20 protein-coding genes are annotated in these 21455 nt (G+C 71.3%); 4 read left to right on the top strand and 16 right to left on the bottom strand.

Annotation, left to right across the window (positions count from 1 at the left end; genetic code table 11):
• Window positions 1-62: 62 nt before the first annotated feature.
• Complete coding sequence (locus ACT26F_RS15440) at window positions 63-1142, top strand: Glu/Leu/Phe/Val dehydrogenase dimerization domain-containing protein (protein ID WP_471671435.1); 1080 nt, start codon at window positions 63-65, stop codon at window positions 1140-1142.
• A 93-nt stretch (window positions 1143-1235) separates the two neighbouring features.
• Here ACT26F_RS15440 and ACT26F_RS15435 read toward each other — a convergent pair whose 3' ends face one another.
• From ACT26F_RS15435 to purF, 3 genes are all read right to left on the bottom strand, one after another.
• A complete protein-coding gene (locus tag ACT26F_RS15435) occupies window positions 1236-1412 on the bottom strand; it encodes a DUF3073 domain-containing protein (protein WP_471671434.1) in 177 nt (58 codons plus the stop codon).
• 128 nt (window positions 1413-1540) lie between these two features.
• A complete protein-coding gene (purM, locus tag ACT26F_RS15430) occupies window positions 1541-2584 on the bottom strand; it encodes a phosphoribosylformylglycinamidine cyclo-ligase (protein ID WP_471671433.1) in 1044 nt (347 codons plus the stop codon).
• On the bottom strand, window positions 2581-4077 hold the full coding sequence (purF, locus tag ACT26F_RS15425; protein ID WP_471671432.1) for an amidophosphoribosyltransferase: 1497 nt from the start codon (window positions 4075-4077) through the stop codon (window positions 2581-2583). The genes purM and purF overlap by 4 nt, the downstream gene beginning before the upstream one ends.
• A 156-nt stretch (window positions 4078-4233) precedes the next feature.
• Here purF and ACT26F_RS15420 point away from each other — a divergent pair, with 156 nt between their 5' ends.
• On the top strand, window positions 4234-5787 hold the full coding sequence (locus tag ACT26F_RS15420; protein WP_471671431.1) for an AMP-binding protein: 1554 nt from the start codon (window positions 4234-4236) through the stop codon (window positions 5785-5787).
• A gap of 22 nt (window positions 5788-5809) precedes the next feature.
• On the opposite strand, the gene ACT26F_RS15415 is transcribed toward ACT26F_RS15420, so the two are convergent.
• From ACT26F_RS15415 to rfbB, 4 genes are read right to left on the bottom strand one after another with little or no spacing between them, the layout of a single operon-like run.
• Window positions 5810-6433, bottom strand: coding sequence for a peptidylprolyl isomerase (locus ACT26F_RS15415; RefSeq protein WP_471671430.1), 624 nt, complete (start codon window positions 6431-6433; stop codon window positions 5810-5812).
• 9 nt (window positions 6434-6442) lie between these two features.
• Complete coding sequence (locus tag ACT26F_RS15410; protein ID WP_471671429.1) at window positions 6443-6790, bottom strand: sterol carrier family protein; 348 nt, start codon at window positions 6788-6790, stop codon at window positions 6443-6445.
• Window positions 6791-6802: 12 nt separating this feature from the next.
• Window positions 6803-8104 carry a sugar nucleotide-binding protein gene (locus ACT26F_RS15405; RefSeq protein ID WP_471671428.1) on the bottom strand — a complete coding sequence of 434 codons (1302 nt, stop codon included), beginning with the start codon at window positions 8102-8104 and terminating at the stop codon, window positions 6803-6805.
• A gap of 16 nt (window positions 8105-8120) precedes the next feature.
• Window positions 8121-9119 carry a dTDP-glucose 4,6-dehydratase gene (rfbB, locus tag ACT26F_RS15400; protein WP_471671427.1) on the bottom strand — a complete coding sequence of 333 codons (999 nt, stop codon included), beginning with the start codon at window positions 9117-9119 and terminating at the stop codon, window positions 8121-8123.
• A gap of 62 nt (window positions 9120-9181) precedes the next feature.
• Here rfbB and rfbA point away from each other — a divergent pair, with 62 nt between their 5' ends.
• The gene (gene rfbA / locus ACT26F_RS15395; RefSeq protein ID WP_471671426.1) at window positions 9182-10045 is read left to right on the top strand and encodes a glucose-1-phosphate thymidylyltransferase RfbA; all 864 of its coding nucleotides are present in this window, start codon (window positions 9182-9184) and stop codon (window positions 10043-10045) included.
• 5 nt (window positions 10046-10050) lie between these two features.
• On the opposite strand, the gene ACT26F_RS15390 is transcribed toward rfbA, so the two are convergent.
• Together ACT26F_RS15390 and ACT26F_RS15385 are read right to left on the bottom strand one after the other, a co-directional pair.
• Complete coding sequence (locus tag ACT26F_RS15390) at window positions 10051-11772, bottom strand: glycosyltransferase family 2 protein (RefSeq protein WP_471671425.1); 1722 nt, start codon at window positions 11770-11772, stop codon at window positions 10051-10053.
• Window positions 11769-13997, bottom strand: coding sequence for a CDP-glycerol glycerophosphotransferase family protein (locus ACT26F_RS15385; protein ID WP_471671424.1), 2229 nt, complete (start codon window positions 13995-13997; stop codon window positions 11769-11771). The genes ACT26F_RS15390 and ACT26F_RS15385 overlap by 4 nt, the downstream gene beginning before the upstream one ends.
• A gap of 56 nt (window positions 13998-14053) precedes the next feature.
• Between ACT26F_RS15385 and ACT26F_RS15380 the strand changes: the two genes are divergently transcribed.
• Complete coding sequence (locus ACT26F_RS15380) at window positions 14054-15757, top strand: glycosyltransferase (protein WP_471671423.1); 1704 nt, start codon at window positions 14054-14056, stop codon at window positions 15755-15757.
• A gap of 406 nt (window positions 15758-16163) precedes the next feature.
• Here ACT26F_RS15380 and ACT26F_RS15375 read toward each other — a convergent pair whose 3' ends face one another.
• The 7 genes from ACT26F_RS15375 to ftsH are packed head-to-tail and all read right to left on the bottom strand — an operon-like array spanning window position 16164 to window position 21448.
• Window positions 16164-16658 carry a DUF3180 domain-containing protein gene (locus ACT26F_RS15375; protein WP_471671422.1) on the bottom strand — a complete coding sequence of 165 codons (495 nt, stop codon included), beginning with the start codon at window positions 16656-16658 and terminating at the stop codon, window positions 16164-16166.
• 7 nt (window positions 16659-16665) lie between these two features.
• On the bottom strand, window positions 16666-17229 hold the full coding sequence (folK, locus tag ACT26F_RS15370) for a 2-amino-4-hydroxy-6-hydroxymethyldihydropteridine diphosphokinase (protein WP_471671421.1): 564 nt from the start codon (window positions 17227-17229) through the stop codon (window positions 16666-16668).
• Window positions 17226-17600, bottom strand: coding sequence for a dihydroneopterin aldolase (folB, locus tag ACT26F_RS15365; protein WP_471671420.1), 375 nt, complete (start codon window positions 17598-17600; stop codon window positions 17226-17228). Before folB ends, folK begins: the two co-directional genes overlap by 4 nt.
• Window positions 17600-18004: a nuclear transport factor 2 family protein gene (locus tag ACT26F_RS15360; protein ID WP_471671419.1), complete on the bottom strand. Its 405-nt coding sequence runs from the start codon at window positions 18002-18004 to the stop codon at window positions 17600-17602. Before ACT26F_RS15360 ends, folB begins: the two co-directional genes overlap by 1 nt.
• Window positions 17997-18848, bottom strand: coding sequence for a dihydropteroate synthase (gene folP, locus ACT26F_RS15355; protein WP_471671418.1), 852 nt, complete (start codon window positions 18846-18848; stop codon window positions 17997-17999). Before folP ends, ACT26F_RS15360 begins: the two co-directional genes overlap by 8 nt.
• Window positions 18849-18852: 4 nt before the next feature.
• Window positions 18853-19416, bottom strand: a complete 564-nt coding sequence (gene folE, locus ACT26F_RS15350; protein WP_471671417.1) for a GTP cyclohydrolase I FolE — start codon at window positions 19414-19416, stop codon at window positions 18853-18855.
• A 10-nt stretch (window positions 19417-19426) separates the two neighbouring features.
• The gene (gene ftsH, locus ACT26F_RS15345; RefSeq protein ID WP_471671416.1) at window positions 19427-21448 is read right to left on the bottom strand and encodes an ATP-dependent zinc metalloprotease FtsH; all 2022 of its coding nucleotides are present in this window, start codon (window positions 21446-21448) and stop codon (window positions 19427-19429) included.
• Window positions 21449-21455 lie beyond the last annotated feature (7 nt).

The following is a 21455-nucleotide window of genomic DNA, read 5'->3' as shown; positions in this document are numbered from 1 at the left end:
GGCCGGCCCCACACCAGCACAGGTCGCGGCACCACCCCCGTCACGGCCGGAGAGCAGGAATCATGGACAGCGCCCCCAGCCCGTTCGGCACCCACCACGAGCAGGTCGTGTTCTGTCACGACGAGGCCTCCGGCCTCAAGGCGATCATCGCCCTCTACTCGACGGCTCTCGGTCCCGGCCTCGGCGGCACCCGCTTCTTCCCGTACGCGAGCGAGTCCGACGCCCTGGCGGACGTGCTCAACCTCAGCCAGGGGATGGCCTACAAGAACGCCCTCGCGGGGCTCGACCTCGGCGGCGGCAAGGCCGTCATCATCGGCGATCCGCACACCGACAAGTCCGAGGCGCTGCTGCGCGCGTACGGCCGCTTCGTCCAGTCGCTCGCCGGTCGCTACTTCACGGCGTGCGACGTCGGCACGTACTCGGTCGACATGGACGTCATCGCGCGCGAGTGCGACTTCGTGACCGGCCGGACGGTCGAGCACGGCGGCGCGGGCGACTCGAGCGTCCTGACGGCGCTGGGCGTCCACCGCGGAATGCGGGCGGCCGCCCAGTTCACGTGGGGCTCCCCCGACCTCGCGGGTCGACGCGTGGGCGTCGCGGGCGTCGGCAAGGTCGGCCGGCACCTCGTCGGCCACCTCGTCGAGGAGGACGCGCAGGTCGTCGTCACGGACGTCGACACCGCGGCCGTCGCCCGCCTCGTCGAGCAGTACCCGGGCATCGAGGTCGCTTCATCGACCGAGTCCCTGATCACCGCCGACCTGGACGTCTACGCCCCGTGCGCGCTCGGCGGAGCGCTGGACGAGCGCAGCGTCGAGGCGCTCAGCGCCAAGGTCGTCGCGGGCGCGGCGAACAACCAGCTCGCCCACGAGGGCATCGCCAAGCTGGTCGCCGATCACGGGATCGTCTACGCGCCCGACTACTGCGTGAACTCCGGTGGGGTGATCCAGGTCGCCGACGAGCTCGATCCGAGCGGCTTCTCGTTCGAGCGCGCCGCAGCCCGCGCCGAGGGCATCTTCGACACCACCCTCGCGGTGCTCGAGCGCGCCGCGCGCGACGGCATCACGACGGCCGAGGCCGCCGACCGTCAGGCCGAGCAGCGTATGCGCGAGATCGGCCGACTCGGCCAGATCCTGATCCCCTGACCCCGGCCCTCGCTGGGTTTCACGTTCCGACACGAAATCGGCCCATGCCTGGGCTGGAACGTGAAACTCAGCGCGAAGGGGGATCCGCCGGCCTCAACTGGCGGCGGGATCCTCGAAATTCTCGGCGAGATCTGCGTACTGGTCCGGGACATGACCCGTCTCGGGCCCGTGGAGCTCACGCTCCAGGTCGCCGAAGTCGGTATCTAAGGTCCGGTACTTCAAGTCGCGAGCAACCTTGGTCTGCTTCGCTTTAGCACGGCCGCGGCCCATGAGGCTCGACCCCCTCGCACTCAGTAGTCAATATGTCGTGCCCACAAGACTACCGAAACGCCCACAGAAATCGCGAAGCGACCCCGGCACGGCGTGTGACCGAGCCGGAATCGCAGCAGATTTCCGCGTCAGACGAGGGTGACGGAACCACCCGGTCCGAAGATCTCCGCGGCACCGACCTCGCCGAGCACCCACGCGTCGACACCCTGAGCGGTCAGCAGCGCCGTCGCGGCATCGACCGCGTCCGCCGCGACGATCGCCACCATGCCGACGCCCATGTTGAGGGCCTGGTCCAGATCGGCCTGCGCGACACCGCCCAGCTCGCCGACGAGGGAGAACACCGGACCCGGCGTCCAGGACGAGCGGTCGAGGCGCACGGACACCGAGTCCGGCACGACGCGCTCGAGGTTCGCCGCCAGGCCACCGCCGGTGACATGGGACATGGCGTGCACCTCGACGGCGTCGGCCAGCGCGAGGCACGGCTTCGTGTAGAGCCGGGTCGGCGTGAGCAGCTCCTCGCCGAGCGTGCGGCCGAACTCGGGCACGTCGCGGTCGAGCTGCCAGCCGGCGATGTCGAAGAAGACCTTGCGCACGAGCGAGTAGCCGTTCGAGTGCAGGCCCGAGGAGGCCATCGCGATCACGACGTCGCCCTCGCGGACGAGGTCGGCGCCGAGCAGGCGATCGGCCTCGACGACGCCCGTGGTCGAGCCGGCGATGTCGTACTCGTCGGGTCCGAGCAGGCCCGGGTGCTCGGCGGTCTCGCCGCCCAGCAGCGCCGTGCCGGTCTCGGCGCACGCTGCGGCGATCCCCTTGACGATGTCGGCGATCCGCTCGGGCACGACCTTGCCGGTGGCGATGTAGTCGGTCATGAACAGCGGCTCGGCACCGCACACCACGAGATCGTCGACGAGCATGCCGACGAGGTCGAAGCCGATCGTGTCGTGCACGTCCATGCGCTGCGCGATCTGGACCTTGGTGCCGACGCCGTCGGCGCTGGTCGCGAGCAGCGGCCGCGTGTAGCCCTTGAGCGCCGAGGCGTCGAAGAGTCCGGCGAAGCCGCCGATGCCGCCCACGACCTCGGGGCGGGAGGCCTTGGCCACCCACTGCTTCATGAGCTCGACGGCGCGGTCGCCCTCCTCGATGGAGACGCCGGCGGACGCGTAGGACGTCACTGGACCACCTTCAGGGGTGTCGTGCCGTTGGCGGGCGCCTCCAGCAGATGCTTGCCGATGAGGTCGTCCTCGGGCAGGGCCACCGGGTAGATGCCGTCGAAGCAGGCCCGGCACAGGTTGTCCTTCGGCAGGTTCGTCGCCGCGACGAGATCGTCGAGCTCGACGTAGTGCAGGCTGTCCGCGCCGATCGAGCGGCAGATCTCCTCGACGCTGATGCCGTTGGCGATCAACTCGGCGCGCGAGGCGAAGTCGATGCCGTAGAAGCAGGGCCACTTGACCGGCGGACTGGAGATCCGCACGTGCACCTCGGCGGCGCCGAACTCGCGCAGCATCCGCACGAGCGCGCGCTGGGTGTTGCCGCGCACGATCGAGTCGTCGACGACGACGAGTCGCTTGCCCGCGATGACGTCCCGCAGCGGGTTGAGCTTGAGCCGGATGCCGAGCTGACGGATCGTCTGCGACGGCTGGATGAACGTGCGGCCGACGTAGGAGTTCTTCACGAGCCCGTGCCCGAACGGGATGCCGCTCTCCTCGGCGTACCCGATCGCGGCCGGCGTCCCGGACTCCGGGACCGGGATCACGAGGTCGGCCTCGACGGGAGCCGTCCGCGCGAGCTTGCGGCCGATCTCCTCGCGCACCGTGAAGACGCGCTGCTCGGCGATCGTGGTGTCGGGCCGGGCCAGGTAGACGTACTCGAAGATGCAGCCCTTCGGCGCGGCCTCGGCGAAGCGGGTGCTGCGCAGGCCGTTCTCGTCGATCGCGACGAACTCGCCCGGCTCGATCTCGCGGATGTAGGAGGCGCCGACGATGTCGAGGGCGGCGGTCTCGCTCGCGATGACCCAGCCGCGCTCGAGGCGGCCGAGCACGAGCGGGCGGATGCCCTGCGGATCGCGCGCACCGTAGAGCGTCGTCTCGTCCATGAAGACGAGGCTGAAGGCACCGCGCATGCGCGGCAAAACCTCGAGCGCCGCGTCCTCGACGGTGCGGTCGGGGTAGGAGGCGAGCAGCGAGGCCATGACGGCGGTGTCCGACGTGGCCGTCTCGCCCTTGCCCGCCTTGCCCTCACCCTCGGTGCGCGTGCGGAGCAGCTGGATCAGCTCGTGGGTGTTCGTGAGGTTGCCGTTGTGGCCGAGGGCGACCGAGCCCTGCGCCGTGGGGCGGAAGGTCGGCTGGGCGTTCTGCCAGACGCTGGCGCCGGTCGTGGAGTAGCGCGCGTGGCCGATCGCGATCTCGCCGACGAGGGACTCGAGCGTCGCCTCGTCGAAGACCTGCGAGACCAGGCCCATGTCCTTGTAGACGAGGATCTGGCGGCCGTTGCTGACGGCGATGCCGGCCGACTCCTGGCCGCGGTGCTGGAGCGCATAGAGGCCGAAGTAGGTGAGCTTGGCGACCTCCTCGCCGGGCGCCCAGACGCCGAACACGCCGCAGGCGTCCTGCGGTCCGACGTCCTGAGGGTCGATGTCGTGGGTCAGGCGACCGTCTCCGCGAGGCACGAGCGCCAGTCTACCGGCCGCACGGTGGCCCGCGGACCACCGCGCTGAATCGCCGATGCCACACAAACCGTCAAATCTGACGGTAAGTCTTCCGCTGCGGCCCGCCCCCGTACTACCGTGTGAGCCGGATCACACGCCCAGGACCCGGGAGCCCCCATGACCTCAGCCGCGTTCATCGCCGACTACTCCCGCGCTGCCGCGCAGGACGAGCCCGACGGCCTCTGCTGGCAGTACGAGGGCCGCGAGTGGACGTGGGGCCAGGCCTGGGACGCGATCGGCCGGACCGGCGGCGCGCTGCGCGCGGACGGCATCGGGCGCGGCGACGCCGTCGCGTTCGTGGACAAGAACAACCCGGCGATCCTTCAGGTCGTGCTCGGCGCGAGCCTGCTCGGCGCGGCCACGGCGATCGTCAACTGGCGGTTGGCCGGCGACGAGCTGGACTACACGATCAATGACTCGGGGGCGAAGATCCTGTTCGTCGGACACGAGCTGCTGGAGCAGGTCGACGTGATCCGCGAGAAGCTCACGACGGTCGAGCGGATCATCGTCGTCGGTGGCGAGGCGGACGAGTTCGAGGCGTGGCAGGCCGCCGGCGAGCCCGTCGAGCGCGCCGACGAGGTCACCCCCGACGACGTCGTCGTCATCATGTACAGCTCGGGCACGACGGGTCGGCCCAAGGGCGTGCAGCTGACGCAGCACAACCTCGTGACCCACACCGAGCACGCCGACGAGGGCATCGCGTACGGCGACGGCGCCAAGATGCTGATCGCGATGCCGATGTTCCACGTCGGTGGGACGTCGTACGCGATGTTCGGCCCCAAGAACCGCGTGCCGGGCCACATCATCCGCGACATCGAGCCGGGAGCGCTGGCGGGCGCCATGATGGGCGGCGTCACGCACGCGTTCCTCGTGCCGGCCGTCGTGGCGATGCTGCTGCAGGCCGGCGACGACGCGATGCGGCTGTTCAGCGGGCTGCGCGGCTTCTCCTACGGCGCCGCCCCCATGCCGACCGCGATCCTGCGGGGCGCCCAGCAGCACTGGCCCGACACCGCGTTCTACCAGGTGTACGGGCTGACGGAGTTCTGCGGCGTCGTCACGATGCTGCACGACGACGAGCACCGCGACCTCGAGAACCCGCACCGGCTCCTGTCGGCCGGCAAGCCGATCCCGGGCGTCGAGGCGCGCGTCGTCGACCCCGCGACACTGCAGGACGTCGCGACCGGCGAGCCCGGTGAGCTGTGGTTCCGTACCGAGCAGGCGACGCCCGGCTACCACGGCAAGCCGGAGGCGACCGCCGAGATCCAGGCCGGCGACGGCTGGGTCCGCACGGGGGACATCGGCCGGATCGACCAGGACGGCTACGTCTACGTCGAGGACCGGATCAAGGACATGATCATCACGGGCGGCGAGAACGTGTACTCCCCCGAGGTCGAGCGCGTGCTGTCGATGCACCCCGCGCTCCTCGAGGTCGCCGTCATCGGCGTCCCGGACGACCTGTGGGGCGAGTCGGTCAAGGCCGTTGTCGCACTCAAGCCCGGCGCCGAGGCGACCGAGGCCGAGATCATCGCGTGGGCTCGCGAGCAGCTCGCGCACTACAAGGTGCCGCGCACGATCGACGTGATCGAGACGCTGCCGCGCAACCCCTCGGGCAAGATCCTCAAGCGCGACCTGCGCAAGCCCTACTGGTCGGACTCGGCCCGGCAGGTCTGACCGCCGGCCCCGGGGCCGCGGGTCAGGACACCGCCTCGATCACGACGTCCTTGGCGGGGGCGACCCCGTCGGGACCGTTGCCCTCGGCCTCGATCTCGCGCGCGACCGCGAGTCCGGCGTCGTCGACCGTGCCGAAGACCGTGTAGTCGGGCGGCAGCTGGGCGTCGTCGAGGACGATGAAGAACTGCGATCCGTTGGTGTCCGGTCCGGAGTTCGCCATCGCGAGCGTGCCCGACGGATAGGTCTCGTCCCCGGTGAGCTCGTCGGCGAACGAGTAGCCCGGTCCGCCCGTGCCCGTCGCCGACGGATCGCCGCACTGCAGCACGAAGCCCGGGACGAGCCGGTGGCACTTCGTGTCGTCGAAGTAGCCCTGCCGGGCGAGCGAGACGAACGAGTTCACGGTGCACGGAGCGGAGTCGGGCGTGAGCGTGAGTCCGATGTCGCCCCGGTTGGTCACGATCGTGAGGGAGGTCTCCGACACCGGCTCGGACGGCGGCAGGTCGACCTCCTTCGCGGCCGTCCCCTCCTTCGCGTACGCGCACGTGCCCTGCGCGTCGGCGGCGGAATCGGCGTCGGAGTCGTCTCCGCCACACGCCGTCAGGATCGGCAGGGCGAGGGCCAGGACGAGGAGCAGTCGTGCACGCATGCGCCGACCCTAGACGAGCGGGAGCAGCGGCGAGAGGTCGGATCGCTCACCGCTCGCGCGGACCGAGGCGTCGGTCCAGGCCAGCCGGCCACGGCCCAGGGCGATCCACGTCTCGGCATCGGTCTCGACGACCGCCGGCGGGGTGCCGCGCGTGTGGCTCGCGCCGGGGATGCACTGGATCGCGGCGAACGGCGGGATCCGCACCTCGACGCTGTGCCCGGGAGCCTTGCGCTGCAGCAGCGCCAGCAGATGCTTCGTCGCGGCCCGGAGATCGCTGCGGTCGGCCTCCCCCGCGTCGATCCGGGCGCAGATCGCGGCGAACTCGGCGGGGTCGAGCGGGGTCAGGGTGCGGGCCACCGGACGGCCCCGTCAGTCCGGGAGCCGCAGCGCGGAGTGGCGCGGGCGCGGCGAGGTGAGCTTGCCGGCCGCGTACTCCTCGGTGCTGACGCCGGTGACGTCGGCGGGATCGCGGCCCTCCTCGGCGAAGACGCGGCGTGCGATGTCGGCCCACGACTCGACCGGGCCACGACCGGTGACGTGGTGGACGCCGTACGGCGCGCCGGATCGCAGCAGGTCGACGATGCCCTCGGCCAGCACGGAGGCCGGGGTCAGCCGGCCGAACTGGTCGTCGACGACCTTCGGCGAGATCCCGTCGCGGGCCAGCCGGCGCATCGTCTCGACGAAGTTCGCGCCGTCGCCCACGACCCAGCTGGTGCGCACGAGGTAGTTTCTCGGCACGACCGACGTGACGGCCTCCGTCGCCGCCTTCGTCTGGCCGTAGACGCCCAGCGGCGAGACGGGCTCGTCGACCTCGTGGACCTCGCGGGTGCCGTCGAACACGTAGTCGCTCGAGACGTTGACGAACGTCAGGTTCCGCTCGATCGCGATCTGGGCCAACCGTGCGACGCCCGTGACGTTGATGGCCCAGCACAGCGTGCGGCCCTCGGGGGTCTCGGCGCCGTCGACGTTCGTGTACGCCGCGGCGTTGACGATCGTGCCGACGCCGTTCCAGTCGATCGTGTCGAGGGTCTCGGGCCGGGACAGGTCGACCTCGGGGAAGTCGACGAAGTCGGCGTCGGGCAGGACCTCCTGCAGCGCCCGGCCCAACTGGCCGCCGGCCCCGATCACGACCGTGCGGCGGGGAGCCATCGGCGTGACGTCGGCGAGCAGCGGGTGGCCCTTGTCCTTCTCGGACATCTCGGCGACCGGCAGGGGCCACGGGATCGCGAGCGCCGGGTCGAGCAGGTTGACGTTCGTGTAGACCGCGTCCGGACGGTAGTGGTCGTTGACGAGGTACGAGTACGCGGTGGCGTCCTCGAGCACCTGGAAGGAGTTCGCGACGCCGCGGGGCACGAACACGGCCGTCGCGGGATCCAGCTCGACCCAGAACCTGGCTCCGAACGCCTCGCCCTCGCGCAGGTCGACCCACGCGCCGAAGGCCCGGCCGGCCGCGACCGAGACGTACTTGTCCCACGGCTCGGCGTGGATGCCGCGGATCGTGCCCGCCGTGCCGTTGAACGAGATGTTCTGCTGCACCGGACCGAAGTCGGGCAGGCCGGCCGCACGCATCGCCGATCGCTGCCAGTTCTCCTTGAACCACCCGCGGTTGTCGCCGTGGACGTCGAGGCGGACGACGAGCAGGCCCGGGATCGGCGTGGTCTCGATCTGCATGCTCACTGCCTGCCTCTCACTGGCCCTGCGCCGCGTACTTCGCCTCGGTGGCCGCCTTCGCGGGGCGCCACCAGTCCTCGTGGTCGCGGTACCACTGCACGGTCGCCTCGAGCCCCGACGCGAAGTCGGCGTAGCGCGGCGTCCAGCCCAGTTCGGTGCGCAGCTTGGTCGAGTCGATCGCGTACCGCAGGTCGTGGCCGGCGCGGTCGGTGACGTGCTCGAAGTCGTCGGCGTCGCGTCCGAACTGCGCCAGCAGCGCCTCGACGACCTCGCGGTTGGACTTCTCACCGTCCGCGCCGATCAGGTACGTCTCGCCGATCCGGCCCTGGTCGAGGATCGCCAGGACGGCAGAGTTGTGGTCGTCGACGTGGATCCAGTCGCGCACGTTGAGGCCCTCGCCGTACAGCCGCGGCCGAATCCCGTCGATGAGGCCCGTGATCTGACGCGGGATGAACTTCTCGATGTGCTGCCAGGGACCGTAGTTGTTCGAGCAGTTCGAGATCGTCGCGCGCACCCCGAACGACCGCACCCAGGCCCGGACCAGCAGGTCGGAGCCGGCCTTCGTCGACGAGTAGGGGCTCGACGGGTTGTACGGCGTCGACTCGGTGAACCGCTGCGGGTCGTCGAGCTCGAGGTCGCCGTAGACCTCGTCGGTGGAGATGTGGTGGTAGCGCACGTCGTGGGCGCGCACGGCCTCGAGCAGCGTGTACGTCCCGATGATGTTCGTGTCGAGGAACGGTCGCGGGCCCACGAGCGAGTTGTCGTTGTGCGACTCGGCGGCGAAGTGGACCACGACGTCGTGCTCCGGCACGAGGTCGCCCACGAGCTCGCCGTCGGCCACGTCGCCCACGACGAGCGAGACGCGATCGGCCGGTAGCCCGGCGAGCGACTCGCGGCTGCCCGCGTAGGTGAGCTTGTCCAGGACCGTGACCCGGTCGCCGGTGTGCTCCACGACGTGGTGGACGAAGTTGGAGCCGATGAACCCGGCACCGCCGGTCACGAGCAGTCGACGCATGGGGCCGAGCGTACCGGGGCGGACTCGCGGCCCGCCCGGCTCCCGGCAGTAGGGTGCTGCCCATGCGCGGCATCATTCTCGCCGGTGGGACCGGCTCGCGACTGCACCCCATCACGCTGGGCGTCAGCAAGCAGCTGGTCCCGGTCTACGACAAGCCGATGATCTACTACCCCCTGTCGACGCTCATGGCGACGGGAATCCGCGACATCCTGGTCATCACGACACCGCACGACGCAGAGCCGTTCTCGCGCCTGCTCGGCGACGGGTCCCGGTTCGGCATCAACCTGACGTACGCGCAGCAGCCCTCCCCCGACGGCCTGGCGCAGGCGTTCATCATCGGTGCGGACCACATCGGCGACGAGGGATCCGCGCTCGTGCTGGGCGACAACATCTTCTACGGCGCGGGCCTGGGCACGGGACTGCACCGCTTCGACCACACGGTCGGCGCGGCCGTGTTCGGCTACCAGGTGGCCGACCCGACGGCGTACGGCGTCGTCGAGTTCGACGCCGACGGCCGGGCGATCTCGCTCGAGGAGAAGCCGGCCGAGCCGCGGAGCAACTACGCCGTCCCCGGCCTGTACTTCTACGACAACTCGGTCGTCGAGCGTGCCGCGGCGCTGACCCCGTCGGCCCGCGGCGAGCTGGAGATCACCGACCTCAACCGGACGTACCTCGACGAGGGCACGCTGCAGGTCGAGGTGCTCCCCCGCGGCACGGCATGGCTCGACACCGGCACGTTCGACGACCTCGCCGATGCCGGCGCGTTCGTCCGCACGATCGAGAAGCGACAGGGCCTCAAGGTCTCGTGCCCCGAGGAGATCGCGTGGCGCCAGGGCTGGCTCACGGACGACCAGCTGGAGCAGCTGGCCCGCCCGCTGGTCAAGAGCGGCTACGGCGACTACCTGCTGCGCCTGCTCTCGCGCTGAGCCGCCTAGGGCGTCGGTGGGACCTGGCGCACCGTTCCGGCGGGACCGTGGTCGCGCTGCCACCACACGGCGAGCTGTTCGCGGGGAACGTCGGGCAGGCGATGCCAGACGAGGCGTCCGTCCTCGGGGCCAAGCCAGCCGTGGTCGAGGTCGATCGGCAGGCGTCCGGCCAGGTCCGCCGACACCCCAGTCGCGACGACGTGGTCGCCCTCGGCCTCCGGCAGCGGGATCCACGCGTCGGCGACCAGCACGCCCCGGTCGGAGACCTCGGTGGCGACGTCGCGCCCACGAGCGTCGGCGGGCAGGTCGGGCACCGGCACCAGGGCCGAGGCGGTCCGGCCGGCATGCACGATCTCGACCTCGAGAGCAGTGACGACCGGCTTCGCGGCCGGGCCGGTCACCCGCCACGTCGCCTGCTCGTTGCCCTCGCGCGTGGTGCGCATGCGGTGGCCGAGGAACTCGGGGGCGGGCTCGACGGACAGTTCCGCAGCGCGCACGCCGTCGACGATCCAGAACGCCCGGGCCTCCGCCGGCGGGCCGTCGACGTGGCGCAGGTACGCCAGTACCGAGAGCTCGACACCGTCGCCGGTCTCGCGGGCACGGACCACGCGAACGTCCGCCGGGGTCTGGCGCACCGACAGGATCCGAGCCTCGTCAGGCACCTCGCCGGAGAACGGGAACACGAGCGCGGGCTGGCCGTCGATCTCGTCGGAGCGCAGCGAGGCGAGGTCGAATCCGCCCTCTGCGACGAACACCGGGACGTCCGCACGACGACCGGCACGCAGGAGCGCGTAGATCACGCGGGCCTCGGCGGGCGCCTGCGTCAGGTCGAGACCGGGCTCGTCCAGCAAGGTGGCGGCGCCGGCGAGGAGCCGCTCGCTGTACCCCTCGTCATCGACCTTCGTCAGGGCACGCAGGTAGCGCGGAACATCGTTCGACAGCACCTGCGAGGCGCGCGCGGGACGTGCGCCCGGCACCGCCGTGAGCGCTTCGAGGGCCAGTGAGATCGCGTCGAAGAAGGCGCCGATCGAGCGCTCGGTGGCCTCGCGCGTGATCGAGCCCGGGCGGACCCGCCAGCCATAGGTGGGCACGGGAACCAGGTCGATCCAGTCGGCGGCGGCGAAGGCCCGTGCCGTGACCTCCTGGTCCTCGTAGAGCACGCCCTCGCGGAAGCTGAGCCCTGCGCCGTCCCAGAACGAGCGACGGTAGACCTTCGACCATGCGGTCGCCTGCGCCAGCACCTCGGGGTGATCGTGCGCGGTGACGGTCGTGACGTCGTAGCCGTAAAATTCGGCCACCCAGGGCGGCACGGCGTCGTAGCGAGCATCGCCACGGAACTGCCGGTACGGCAGCAGCGCGTAGTCCGCGCCGCTGCGCTCCAGCGACAGGACGGCGAGCTCGAGCCCGTCGGCCGCGACGACGTCATCGGAGTCGACGAACGTCAGGTACGGCGCTCGCGCCTCGGCGATCCCGGTGTTGCGCGCCGCGCTGAGACCGCCGTTGGGACGGGTCACCAGCCGCACGCGCGGGTCGCGCCGGGCGTACTGGCGGGCGATCGCGGCGCTGCCGTCGGTGGAGCCGTCGTCGACGACGATCACCTCGATGTCCGTCTCCTCGACGGCCAGCACCGAGTCCAGGCACGCGGCGAGGTACTGCTCGACGTCGTACACCGGCACGACGATGCTCAACTCCGGCGCGGGGGCCTGCCGGCGTCGGAACAGGCTCATGCATCCCACCCGAGCAGGCCGTCGACGACGCGCTCGGCGGCGTGACCGTCGTGGAAGCGGTTGAAGCGCTCGTTGAACGCGGCGTAGGCGTCGGCGTGGTCGACCGTCCACGCCGTGTCGCGCAGGAGGTCCGGCAGGGCGCGCGCGTCCTCCACGAGCGGACCGGGTGCCGACTCGGCGAAGTCGAACAGGAACCCGCGCACCTCGCCGGAGTAGCGGTCGAGGTCGGGCACGAAGAACACCATCGGCTTGCCCGTGATCGCGTAGTCGAACCGCAGCGACGAGTAGTCGAGGACGGCCGCGTCGGACGCCAGCACGAGGTCGTTGATCTCGGGGTGGTCGGTGACGTCGATGACCCCGCCGCCACTGCCATGACGCTGCTCGGACCGGGCGACGGAGTGGTGACTGCGCTGCAGCAGGACGAAGCGGTCGCCGAGGGCTCGAGCGAGGGCGCGGACGTCGAGCAGGCCGGGGTCCTGCGACGTGTTGCCGCCCTGCGAGAGGTCGTCGCGCCACGTCGTCGCGTGCAGGACCGCGACCTGGTCGTCACGGATCCCCAGCAGCCGGCGCGTCGCCGCACGCACCTGCTCCGCATCCTCGGCGAGCAGTCCGTCGGTGCGCGGCAGTCCGTTGTCGAACGCCGGTCCGTCCCAGCCGTACGCCTCGCGGTAGAACTCCGCCGCCTCGGGGTACGGCAGGCCGATCACGTCCCAGAACGCCGAACGGCGCTCGGTGGCCTCGTACTCGGCTCGCCAGGGGGCCATCCGGCGGGCGAAGTCGGCGCGGCCCATCTGCTTGAACGGCTGGCCGTGGAAGGTCTGCAGGTAGACCTGTCCGGGCCGCAGCCGCGTGTACGCGCCGACCTCGGTGTTCTTGACGAGGTAGCGGACGCTGCCGAGCGCGGCGTACCACTCGCGTGTCCCGGCCACGATCGCCGTCGCGCCCTCGGGCAGGGCGACCGAGTGGTCGACGACTCCCCAGTAGAGCCGCAGGTCGGGCCGCCGACGGCGCAGCACGCGGTGGATCGCGGCCTGGCTGTCGGTGGCGACCTCGGCCCAGTAGCACTGGAACAGCGCGGCCTCCTGGTTGGCGGCCGTCTGCGCCTCGGCGTACGCGGCGCGCAGGGCCCGCTGGCCCCACATCGTGTTCTCGTCCTGGCGTCGCGGCTTGATCAGCCGCAGTCCGACGTCGGTCGTGTGTCCGACGAGGGGTCCGTCGTCGACGTCGGTGGGCCACTCCGCGAGCTCGGCGGCCAGCGGGAGCGGCTCGTCCGCCGCGACGACGACGTACTCGCCGGTCGGCAGCGGCAACGGCCCTCTCCCCCAGCGGTCGGCGGTGGCGGGGAACTCCGCCCGGAAGCGCGAGCCGAGGTGCGTGAACTCCGTGGCCGTGAGCGACACCGCGGCCGACTCGAGCGTCGGAGCCCGCTGCAGGCCACGGCCCTCGACGACGATCGTGCCGCGTTCGAGGGAGATCCGATCGACGGCCGGGCCCGGCGGGTCCGGTGGGGCGACGAGATCGATCCGGCCTCGGGCCGTGCGCCCCGCGAGGGCGACCTCGAGCTCGACCTCGATCGCCTGCTCGGGGCCGAGCCGGGCGAGCGACACCTCGAGGTGCCACGTGCTGTGGTCGTACGTCTCGCGCCACGAGGCCTCGCCACCGCGGTGCCCCGAGGTCTCGCCGGAGTACGTCGTGGTCACCCCGGCGGTGCGGACCGTGAGCTCCGGCCGCTCGGCGCTGTCGATGTGGGCGAATCCCGCCCGCACGACGGCCTCGAACCGGTCGTCGACGACCCGGGCCCGCACGATCTCCCCGGCGAACCGCGTCTCGGAGTCGGCGAGCACGAACGCCGTGCGCGGGATCGTCGCGTCGTCCCAGCCCGGCAGGTGCACGACGGGCTCGCCGTCATGGACCGACGCGTCGTGCTGCCGGACGTCGAGCAGGCCCCGGTTGATCGCGGCGTGGAGGGCGTCGGCGTCACCGTGCTCGAGGTGGTGGAAGGCGACCTTGGCCCACGACGGGACCCGGCGCGTGAGCTCGGCGCGGTCGACCTCGGCGAGGAGCCCCGGCAGGCGTGCCGTCAACTCGGCCTCGATGCTGCCGTCGAGGTCCTTCGGCAACTGCCGGACCAGTTTCGGCAGGTCCCGGGAGAGCACGTCGAGCGGCTCGGCGGGGCCGGTCGTCAGACCCAGCACACGCCGCGTCAGCGACTGCCACCTGCCCATGCCACCCGCACCTTCTCCGTACGTCCCGGACGGCGTCGATGCTATACGCTCGCCGCGTGTCGGGAACCGCTGCTGCACCGGGCGAGCCGGACCCCCGGTTCCCCGCGCGAGCCTGGTTCTCGGTCGTGGGCAACGTCCGGCTGGGTGCTGGCGGGCAGACCCGCATGGTCCTGCTGCGGCACCGCCTGTTCCTCGCCGCCGGCCTCGACTTCCCGATCCTGACCTACAACCCCGTCCCGTCGTACGAGCCGATCCGTGAGGGCCTGCGCGCCGAGGGCCTGCTGCTGCCGGAGTCCCGACTGCTCAACCTGCACGAGGACCTCCGCGACCGCGACCTCTCCGCGCTGGCGGCCGCCCCCGACCCCGGAATCTTGCGCGAGGCTGCGTCCTCGGCTGACGACGTCGACGCCGGGTACGCGTGGCGGCGACGGCTGCTCGACGAGGACGGCACCGAGGTCGCCTGGGAGTACCTGCGCCGCGACGGTTCGACCTACGCGATCACGCCCGCCGACGAGATGAGCGGTCCGACCCGCGTGCTCGACCGGGACGGCAGGACGGTGCTGGCCGGCGACGGACTCGGCGACCTGTGGCGCTGGTGGACCCGGCTGGTCGTGCCCGCCGACGGTCCCGTGTTCCTGGTCAGCGACAGCCGCTTCGTCGCCGAGGAGCTCGGCCTGCTCGACGACCCGCGGATCGTGCTCATGCACCAGGTGCACAACCCGCACGTGCGTGGCCGGCGGCGCTGGGACTCGCCGATCGAGCCGTCCTACGCCGACTCGCTGGCGCACGTGGACCGGCTGGACGCCCTGAACACCTTGACCGAGCGTCAGCGGCGCGACCTGCGGCTGCGCTTCGGCGACCTCGACCAGTTCCACGTCGTGACCAACCCCGCCGAGCCCGTCGCACCGCCCGAACCACGCCCCGAGCGGGTCCCCGGGCGGATCGTCGTGATCGCGCGCCTGCATCCGCAGAAGCAGCTCGACCGCGCGATCGAGGCCTTCGCGCTGCTGGCGCCGCGACACGCGACCGCGACCCTGGAGATCTACGGCGACGGCGACGATGAGGACGCCCTGCGCGCACTCGCCGATGCCCGCGGCGTCGCCGATCGCGTCGTCTTCCACGGCCATGATCCGCAGGCGGCCGACCAGCTGTGGAGTGCCGACCTGGCCTGGCTCACGAGTCGGTTCGAGGGCTTCGGCCTGTTCGTCATCGAGGCCCGGATGCGCGAGTGTCCCGTGCTCGCGTTCGACGTCCCGTACGGCCCGGCCGAGCAGATCGACTCCGGCGTCGACGGCGTCCTCGTCCCGGCCGGCGATGCGGCCGCGCTGGCCGAGGCGACGCTCGACCTGCTGGCCGACCGTCCCCGCCTCGAGGCGATGCGGGCGCCCGCGCGGGCCGGCGCGGTCGCCCACGGCTACGACTCGTTCCTCGGCGCGTGGGCGCAGGTCGGCGCCGAGTCGCTGGCCCGCAAGGCCTCGCGCGTTCACCTCGGCGAGGTCTCGGCACGGATCTCCGGCCGGGTCGCCCGGGTGCGCGTCGACGGCGACGGCGACCCCGACGAGGTGGTCCTCCGATGGCAGGGCTGGCACGACGGCGACGACGCGCCGACCGATCTGACCGACGCCGTGACCCGCGACGGCGCGGAGTGGACCGTGCGCGCGCGGCCCTTCCCCCGCGGCGGGCGGGAGCGGTTGCTGCTGACGTGGCACAACGCGACGTGGCAGCAGGAGCTGCCTCCGCGTCGCTGGTTCCGGCGCTGACGCGCCCCGCGTTGGGCGGGGCGGGCTGGCTGTGGGGGCGGTGACTTACGTACCTCTGATCGCTGCCACGGGTACGCCACTCACCGCCCACCCGCACGGGCGGTGACCTACGAACCCCCGAACGCCACCACAGGTACGCCACTCACCGCCCACACGCGCGAGCGGTGACCTACGAACCCCTGAACGCCGCCACAGGTACGCCACTCACCGCCCACCCGCACGAGCGGTGACCTACGAACCGCTAAGCGACGCCACAGGTACGCCACTCACCGCCCACCCGCACGAGCGGTGACCTACGAACCGCTGAGCAACGCCACAGGTACGCCACTCACCGCCCACCCGCACGAGCGGTGACCTACGAACCGCTGAGCAACGCCACAGGTACGCCACTCACCGCTCACGAGGGTCAGGCCGGGGAGGGGCCGGTGTCGGCGGAGGTCTTCTTCTCGTCCTCGCCGTCGGACGGCAGTTTGCACGCCCACTCGAGCAGGAGGCCGGCCGCCAGCAGCGCGACGGCTGCTCCGGACGCGGCGAGCGAGCGCCAGAAGCGGTCGTGGCCCAGGTCGGTGGTCGAGCCGAGGTACGCCAGCGCGTAACCCGCGTAGCCGCCCGCGAAGACGCCGCCGACCGTGATCGAGGCCTTCGCGAGGGCCAGCAGCCGGATCGCGTGGTCCGTGGCGATGATGCGCTTGTCGCGGTGGAGGCTGCGCCACGTGCCCCACGCGAGCGCGCCGACGGCGAGGGCCCCGGAGAACAGCACGACCGCCGCACCCCAGCCGGGGACCGGCGGCGAGACCCCGTCGAGCCGCACCGTGAGCGGCGGCAGGAGTCGACCGACCACGAGTCCCGTCGCCACGATGACCGCGACGAAGAACGGTGATGTGCGGCGGGCGCGCCTCATCAGTGGGTCACAGGATGATCTCGATGTCCTCGCGCTTGACGACTCCGGACGTGTCCACGCCGGAGATCAGGTCCGCGACAAAACCGTGCCCGGGGATCTCGCCCTCGGGATCGATCTCGAGCCACGGGACCAGCACGAAGCCGCGCTCGTGGGCGCGCGGATGGGGCAGGGTCAGCGTGTCGTCATCGGCGATCCGGTCGCCCACGACGATCACGTCGACGTCGAGGGTCCGGGGCGCGCCCGGGACGCTGCGCTCGCGCTCGAACGCGTCCTCGATCGCCATCGCCCGGTCGAGCAGCGTGTGCACCGTGAGCGTCGTGTCGATGAGGATCACGGCGTTCAGGAACTGGTCGGAACCCGCGGGCGTCTCCAGCGGCTCGGTCTCGTAGACCGATGAGACAGCAACCACCGTGACCTCGGGGGTGTCCTCGAGGGCCGACACGGCTCCCTGCAGTCGGCCGGCACGATCGCCGAGGTTCGACCCGATCGACAGCACTGCCTGTCGAATCGGTCGCATCCCCCCGGTCATCGTGTCCGCGTCGAGCTCGTAGGGCGTGGGTGATTCGGTCACTGCTTCCTCCGCTCCATCGTCACGGCGACGTCCGAAAACGCCACTTCGATTGGCGCCTCGGGCTTGTGCACCGTCACGCTGACCCAGCGGACGGGCTCATGACCCAGACACACGTTCACTATACGGAGGGCCAAGGTCTCGATGAGATCGACGGGGTCCCCCGTGATGACGGCGTGGACCTGTTCGGCCAGTTCGCCGTAGTGAACGGTACGGGTCAGGTCGTCGCTTGCCGCGGCCGGTTCGAGGTCGACCGAGAGCACGATGTCGACGACGAAGGTCTGGCCCTCGCGGCGCTCGTGCTCGAAGACGCCGTGGTACCCGATCGCGGACAGGCCCTTGAGCTCGATCCGGTCGCCGTCGTGCACGCTCATCAGTCCTGCGCCTCCATGATCGGGGACGCGTGTCGCGCCCAGAATCGCCAACTGCCGCCGTGCTTGACCAGGATGCTCGTGCAGACGGCCGTGCCGCCGCTGAAGGACTCGACCGAGCCGGCGTCGGACAGGATGTTCTCGGTGCACACGACGATCGCGGTCTGCGGATCGTTCGCCGGCAGCAGCGTGACCTCGACGTCGGTCAGGAAGAACTGGATGTAGCCGACACCGGCCATGAGCACCGTCCACGAGCGCAGGATCGGTCCCGTGCCGTACAGCGGCTTCGCGCCGGGGTGGACGCACGCGGTGGCCACGTCGTCGACCCACAGCGACGCCATGAGGTCGGCGTCGCCGCTCTCGACTGCGTCGTAGAAGGCCCGGTGGACCGCCAGCACGTCAGCCATCGACGACCTCCCGTCGCAGTCGAGAGACGACCCGGATCGCATCGGCGCTGGGTGCGGGGTGGTGCACGCGCACGCCCCAGGCCCCCGCGGTCGCTGCGAGCGTCGTGAGGGCCGCGGTCGCCGCCTCGCGGTCGTCGACCGGCCGCGGTCCCACGCCGTCGGCCAGCAGGGACCCCAGGAAGCCCTTGCGACTGGCCGCGACCAGCAGCGGGTGGCCGAGACCGACGAAGCGGTCGAGATGCGCGAGCAGGGTCCAGTTCTGGTCCCCGGTCTTGCTGAAGCCCAGGCCCGGATCCAGCACGACCCGAGCCGGATCGAGGCCCGCCGCGAGCACGGCGTCGCGCTGCGCGGTCAGCTCGTCGAGGACGTCCTCGACGACGTCGTCGTACTCGGTGTGCTGCTGCATCCGTGCCGAGTGCGCGCGCCAGTGCATCACGACGAACGGGACGTCGGCACGCGCCACGAGCGGCACCATCGCAGGGTCGGCCCGGCCGCCGGAGACGTCGTTGACGATCGCGGCACCGGCCTCGAGGGCCTGCTCCGCCGTGCGTGCCCACATCGTGTCTACCGAGACGACGACGCCGGCCTGGGCGAGTCGGCGGACGACGGGAACGACCCGGCGCAGCTCCTCGTCGCGGTCGACCGGCAGCGCGCCGGGGCGCGTGGACTCCCCGCCGACGTCGACGAGGTCGGCGCCGTGACGCACGAGCTCGAGGCCGTGCTCGGCCGCCTGGCCGGGATCGAACCAGCGCCCGCCGTCGGAGAACGAGTCGGGCGTGACGTTGACGACGCCCATCACGACGCAGCGGTCCTGCGGCAGGCCGGGCGTCCGGAGCGGCACCATCGGGTCAGCCGGCGATGAGGTTCATGGCCTCGGCCCGCGTCGCCGGGTCGAGCAGCTGGCCGCGGACCGCGCTCGTGATCGTGCGCGCGCCGGCCTTCTGGACGCCGCGCATCGTCATGCACAGGTGTTCGGCCTCGACGACGACGATGACGCCCTGGGGCTCGAGCACCTCGACGAGGGCCTCCGCGATCTGGGTCGTCAGCCGCTCCTGCACCTGCAGCCGGCGCGCGAACACGTCCACGAGCCGCGCCAGCTTCGACAGGCCCGTCACATGACCGTGCTCACTGGGGATGTAGCCGATGTGCGCGACGCCGAAGAACGGCACCATGTGGTGCTCGCACAGGCTCCACAGCTCGATGTCCTTCACCAGGACGAGCTCGCGGTGGCCGACCTCGAACACGGCCGAGAGGACCTCGCGAGCGTCCTGGTCGTAGCCGCCGAGCAGCTCGGCGTACGCGCGGGCGACGCGCGCGGGTGTCTCCTGCAGACCGTCGCGCGTGGGGTCCTCGCCGATCGCCGCGAGCAGTTCACGGACGGCGGCCTCGGCACGGGGCTGGTCGACGGTCAAGGCGGACCTCTCAGACGGTCGGCGACTCGCCCGGCTGGGGCTGGTCGGTGGGCGGCGCATCGGGCCCGGAGTCGGGCGCGACGACGATGCCCTCCTCGGTGGCCCCGGCACCGGCGCTCGCGCCGTTGCGGTGCGGCACCACGACGGGCGGCAGCTCGGACGGCGTGCGCGAGTCCGACCCGGTCCACGCCGGACGCAGGTCGCGGCGACGCAGCGGCTCGAAGATCCGGGCGACCTGGGCCTTGTCGAGCGTCTCCTTCTCCATGAGCTCGACGACGAGCGAGTCGAGCACGTCGCGGTTCTCGACGAGGATGTCGAACGCCTCCTGGTGGGCCTTCGCGATGAGCGTCGAGATCTCCTCGTCGATCGTCGCGGCAACCTCCTCGGAGTAGTTGCGCGTGTGCCCGAAGTCGCGGCCGAGGAACGGCTGGCTGTTGTCCTCGCCGAACCGCACGGCGCCGATCCGCTCGCTCATGCCGTACTGCGTGACCATCGCGCGGGCCAGGCTCGTGGCCTTCTCGATGTCGTTGCCCGCACCCGTGGTCGGGTTGTGGAAGACGAGCTCCTCGGCAGCGCGGCCACCGAGCATGTAGGCCAGCTTGTCGAGCAGCTCGGCCCGGGTCTGGCTGTACTTGTCCTCGTCGGGCAGCACCATCGTGTAGCCGAGCGCGCGACCGCGCGGCAGGATCGTGATCTTGTGCACGGGATCGCTCTGCGGCAGCGCCGCGGCGACGAGCGCGTGGCCGCCCTCGTGGTAGGCCGTGACGAGCCGCTCGTGCTCGTTCATGAGGCGCGTGCGCTTCTGCGGGCCCGAGATGACGCGGTCGATCGCCTCATCGAGTGCCGCGTCGTCGATCGTCGTGGCACTGCTGCGGGCGGTGAGCAGCGCGGCCTCGTTGAGCACGTTGGCCAGGTCGGCGCCGCTGAAGCCCGGGGTGCGCCGCGCGACGGCCTCGAGGTCGACGCCCGGGGCGATCGGCTTGCCGCGCGCGTGCACCTTGAGGATCTGGGTGCGACCGGCCAGGTCGGGCGCCTCGACGGCGATCTGGCGGTCGAAGCGACCGGGACGCAGCAGCGCCGGGTCGAGCACGTCCGGCCGGTTGGTGGCCGCGATCAGGATGACGCCGCCGCGCACGTCGAAGCCGTCCATCTCGACGAGCAGCTGGTTGAGGGTCTGCTCGCGCTCGTCGTGACCGCCGCCCATGCCGGTGCCGCGGTGCCGGCCGACGGCGTCGATCTCGTCGATGAAGACGATCGCCGGGGCGTTCTCCTTGGCTTGCTCGAACAGGTCGCGGACGCGGCTCGCGCCGACGCCCACGAACATCTCGACGAAGTCCGAGCCGGAGATCGAGTAGAACGGCACGCCGGCCTCGCCGGCGACGGCGCGGGCGAGCAGCGTCTTGCCGGTGCCGGGCGGCCCGTACAGCAGCACGCCCTTGGGGATCTTGGCGCCGACGGCCTGGAACTTGGCGGGCTCCTGCAGGAACTCCTTGATCTCGCCGAGCTCCTCGATCGCCTCGTCGCAGCCGGCGACGTCGGCGAACGTGGTCTGCGGCGTGTCCTTGTTCATGAGCTTCGCCTTGGACTTGGCGAACTGCATGACCCGGCCGCCGCCGCCCTGCATCGAGTTCATGAGCCACAGGAAGATGCCGATGAAGATCAGGAACGGCAGGAAGCTCAGCAGCACCGACCACAGCGTGTTCGCCGGCGGCACCTTGACGTTGTACGAGTCCATCTTCTTGGCGTCGAAGAGGTCCTGAGCCTGCGTGACGAGGGTGTTGCTCTGGTCACCGAGCCACGTGGCCTTGACCTTCTTCTCGTCATCGCCCTTGAGCGTCGCGCGGATCTCCTGGTCACCCTCGACGAAGGTGACCTCCTTGATCTTCGCGTCGTCGAAGTAGCCGACCATCGTGGCGGTCTTGACCTCTTTGTACCCGTCGGCCGAGCCGGAGAACGACAGCACGCCGATGACCACCGCGGCGATCAGGATGATCCACAGCCACGGTCCCTTGAACAGGTTCTTGAGGTTCATGCGGTCT

It is taken from the genome of Aeromicrobium sp. SP1 (assembly GCF_055663785.1).
This window is presented reverse-complemented; position numbering and strand designations above follow the sequence as displayed.

Bases quoted from the DNA above. Each gene is read 5' to 3' on its own strand.
- ACT26F_RS15440 (WP_471671435.1), top strand. From the start codon at position 63: ATGGACAGCGCCCCCAGCCCGTTCGGCACCCACCACGAGCAGGTCGTG.
- ACT26F_RS15435 (WP_471671434.1), bottom strand. From the start codon at position 1,412: ATGGGCCGCGGCCGTGCTAAAGCGAAGCAGACCAAGGTTGCTCGCGAC.
- ACT26F_RS15420 (WP_471671431.1), top strand. From the start codon at position 4,234: ATGACCTCAGCCGCGTTCATCGCCGACTACTCCCGCGCTGCCGCGCAG.
- ACT26F_RS15415 (WP_471671430.1), bottom strand. From the start codon at position 6,433: ATGCGTGCACGACTGCTCCTCGTCCTGGCCCTCGCCCTGCCGATCCTG.
- ACT26F_RS15405 (WP_471671428.1), bottom strand. From the start codon at position 8,104: ATGCAGATCGAGACCACGCCGATCCCGGGCCTGCTCGTCGTCCGCCTC.
- rfbB (WP_471671427.1), bottom strand. From the start codon at position 9,119: ATGCGTCGACTGCTCGTGACCGGCGGTGCCGGGTTCATCGGCTCCAAC.
- rfbA (WP_471671426.1), top strand. From the start codon at position 9,182: ATGCGCGGCATCATTCTCGCCGGTGGGACCGGCTCGCGACTGCACCCC.
- ACT26F_RS15390 (WP_471671425.1), bottom strand. From the start codon at position 11,772: ATGAGCCTGTTCCGACGCCGGCAGGCCCCCGCGCCGGAGTTGAGCATC.
- ACT26F_RS15385 (WP_471671424.1), bottom strand. From the start codon at position 13,997: ATGGGCAGGTGGCAGTCGCTGACGCGGCGTGTGCTGGGTCTGACGACC.
- ACT26F_RS15375 (WP_471671422.1), bottom strand. From the start codon at position 16,658: ATGAGGCGCGCCCGCCGCACATCACCGTTCTTCGTCGCGGTCATCGTG.
- folB (WP_471671420.1), bottom strand. From the start codon at position 17,600: ATGAGCGTGCACGACGGCGACCGGATCGAGCTCAAGGGCCTGTCCGCG.
- ACT26F_RS15360 (WP_471671419.1), bottom strand. From the start codon at position 18,004: ATGGCTGACGTGCTGGCGGTCCACCGGGCCTTCTACGACGCAGTCGAG.
- folP (WP_471671418.1), bottom strand. From the start codon at position 18,848: ATGGTGCCGCTCCGGACGCCCGGCCTGCCGCAGGACCGCTGCGTCGTG.
- ftsH (WP_471671416.1), bottom strand. From the start codon at position 21,448: ATGAACCTCAAGAACCTGTTCAAGGGACCGTGGCTGTGGATCATCCTG.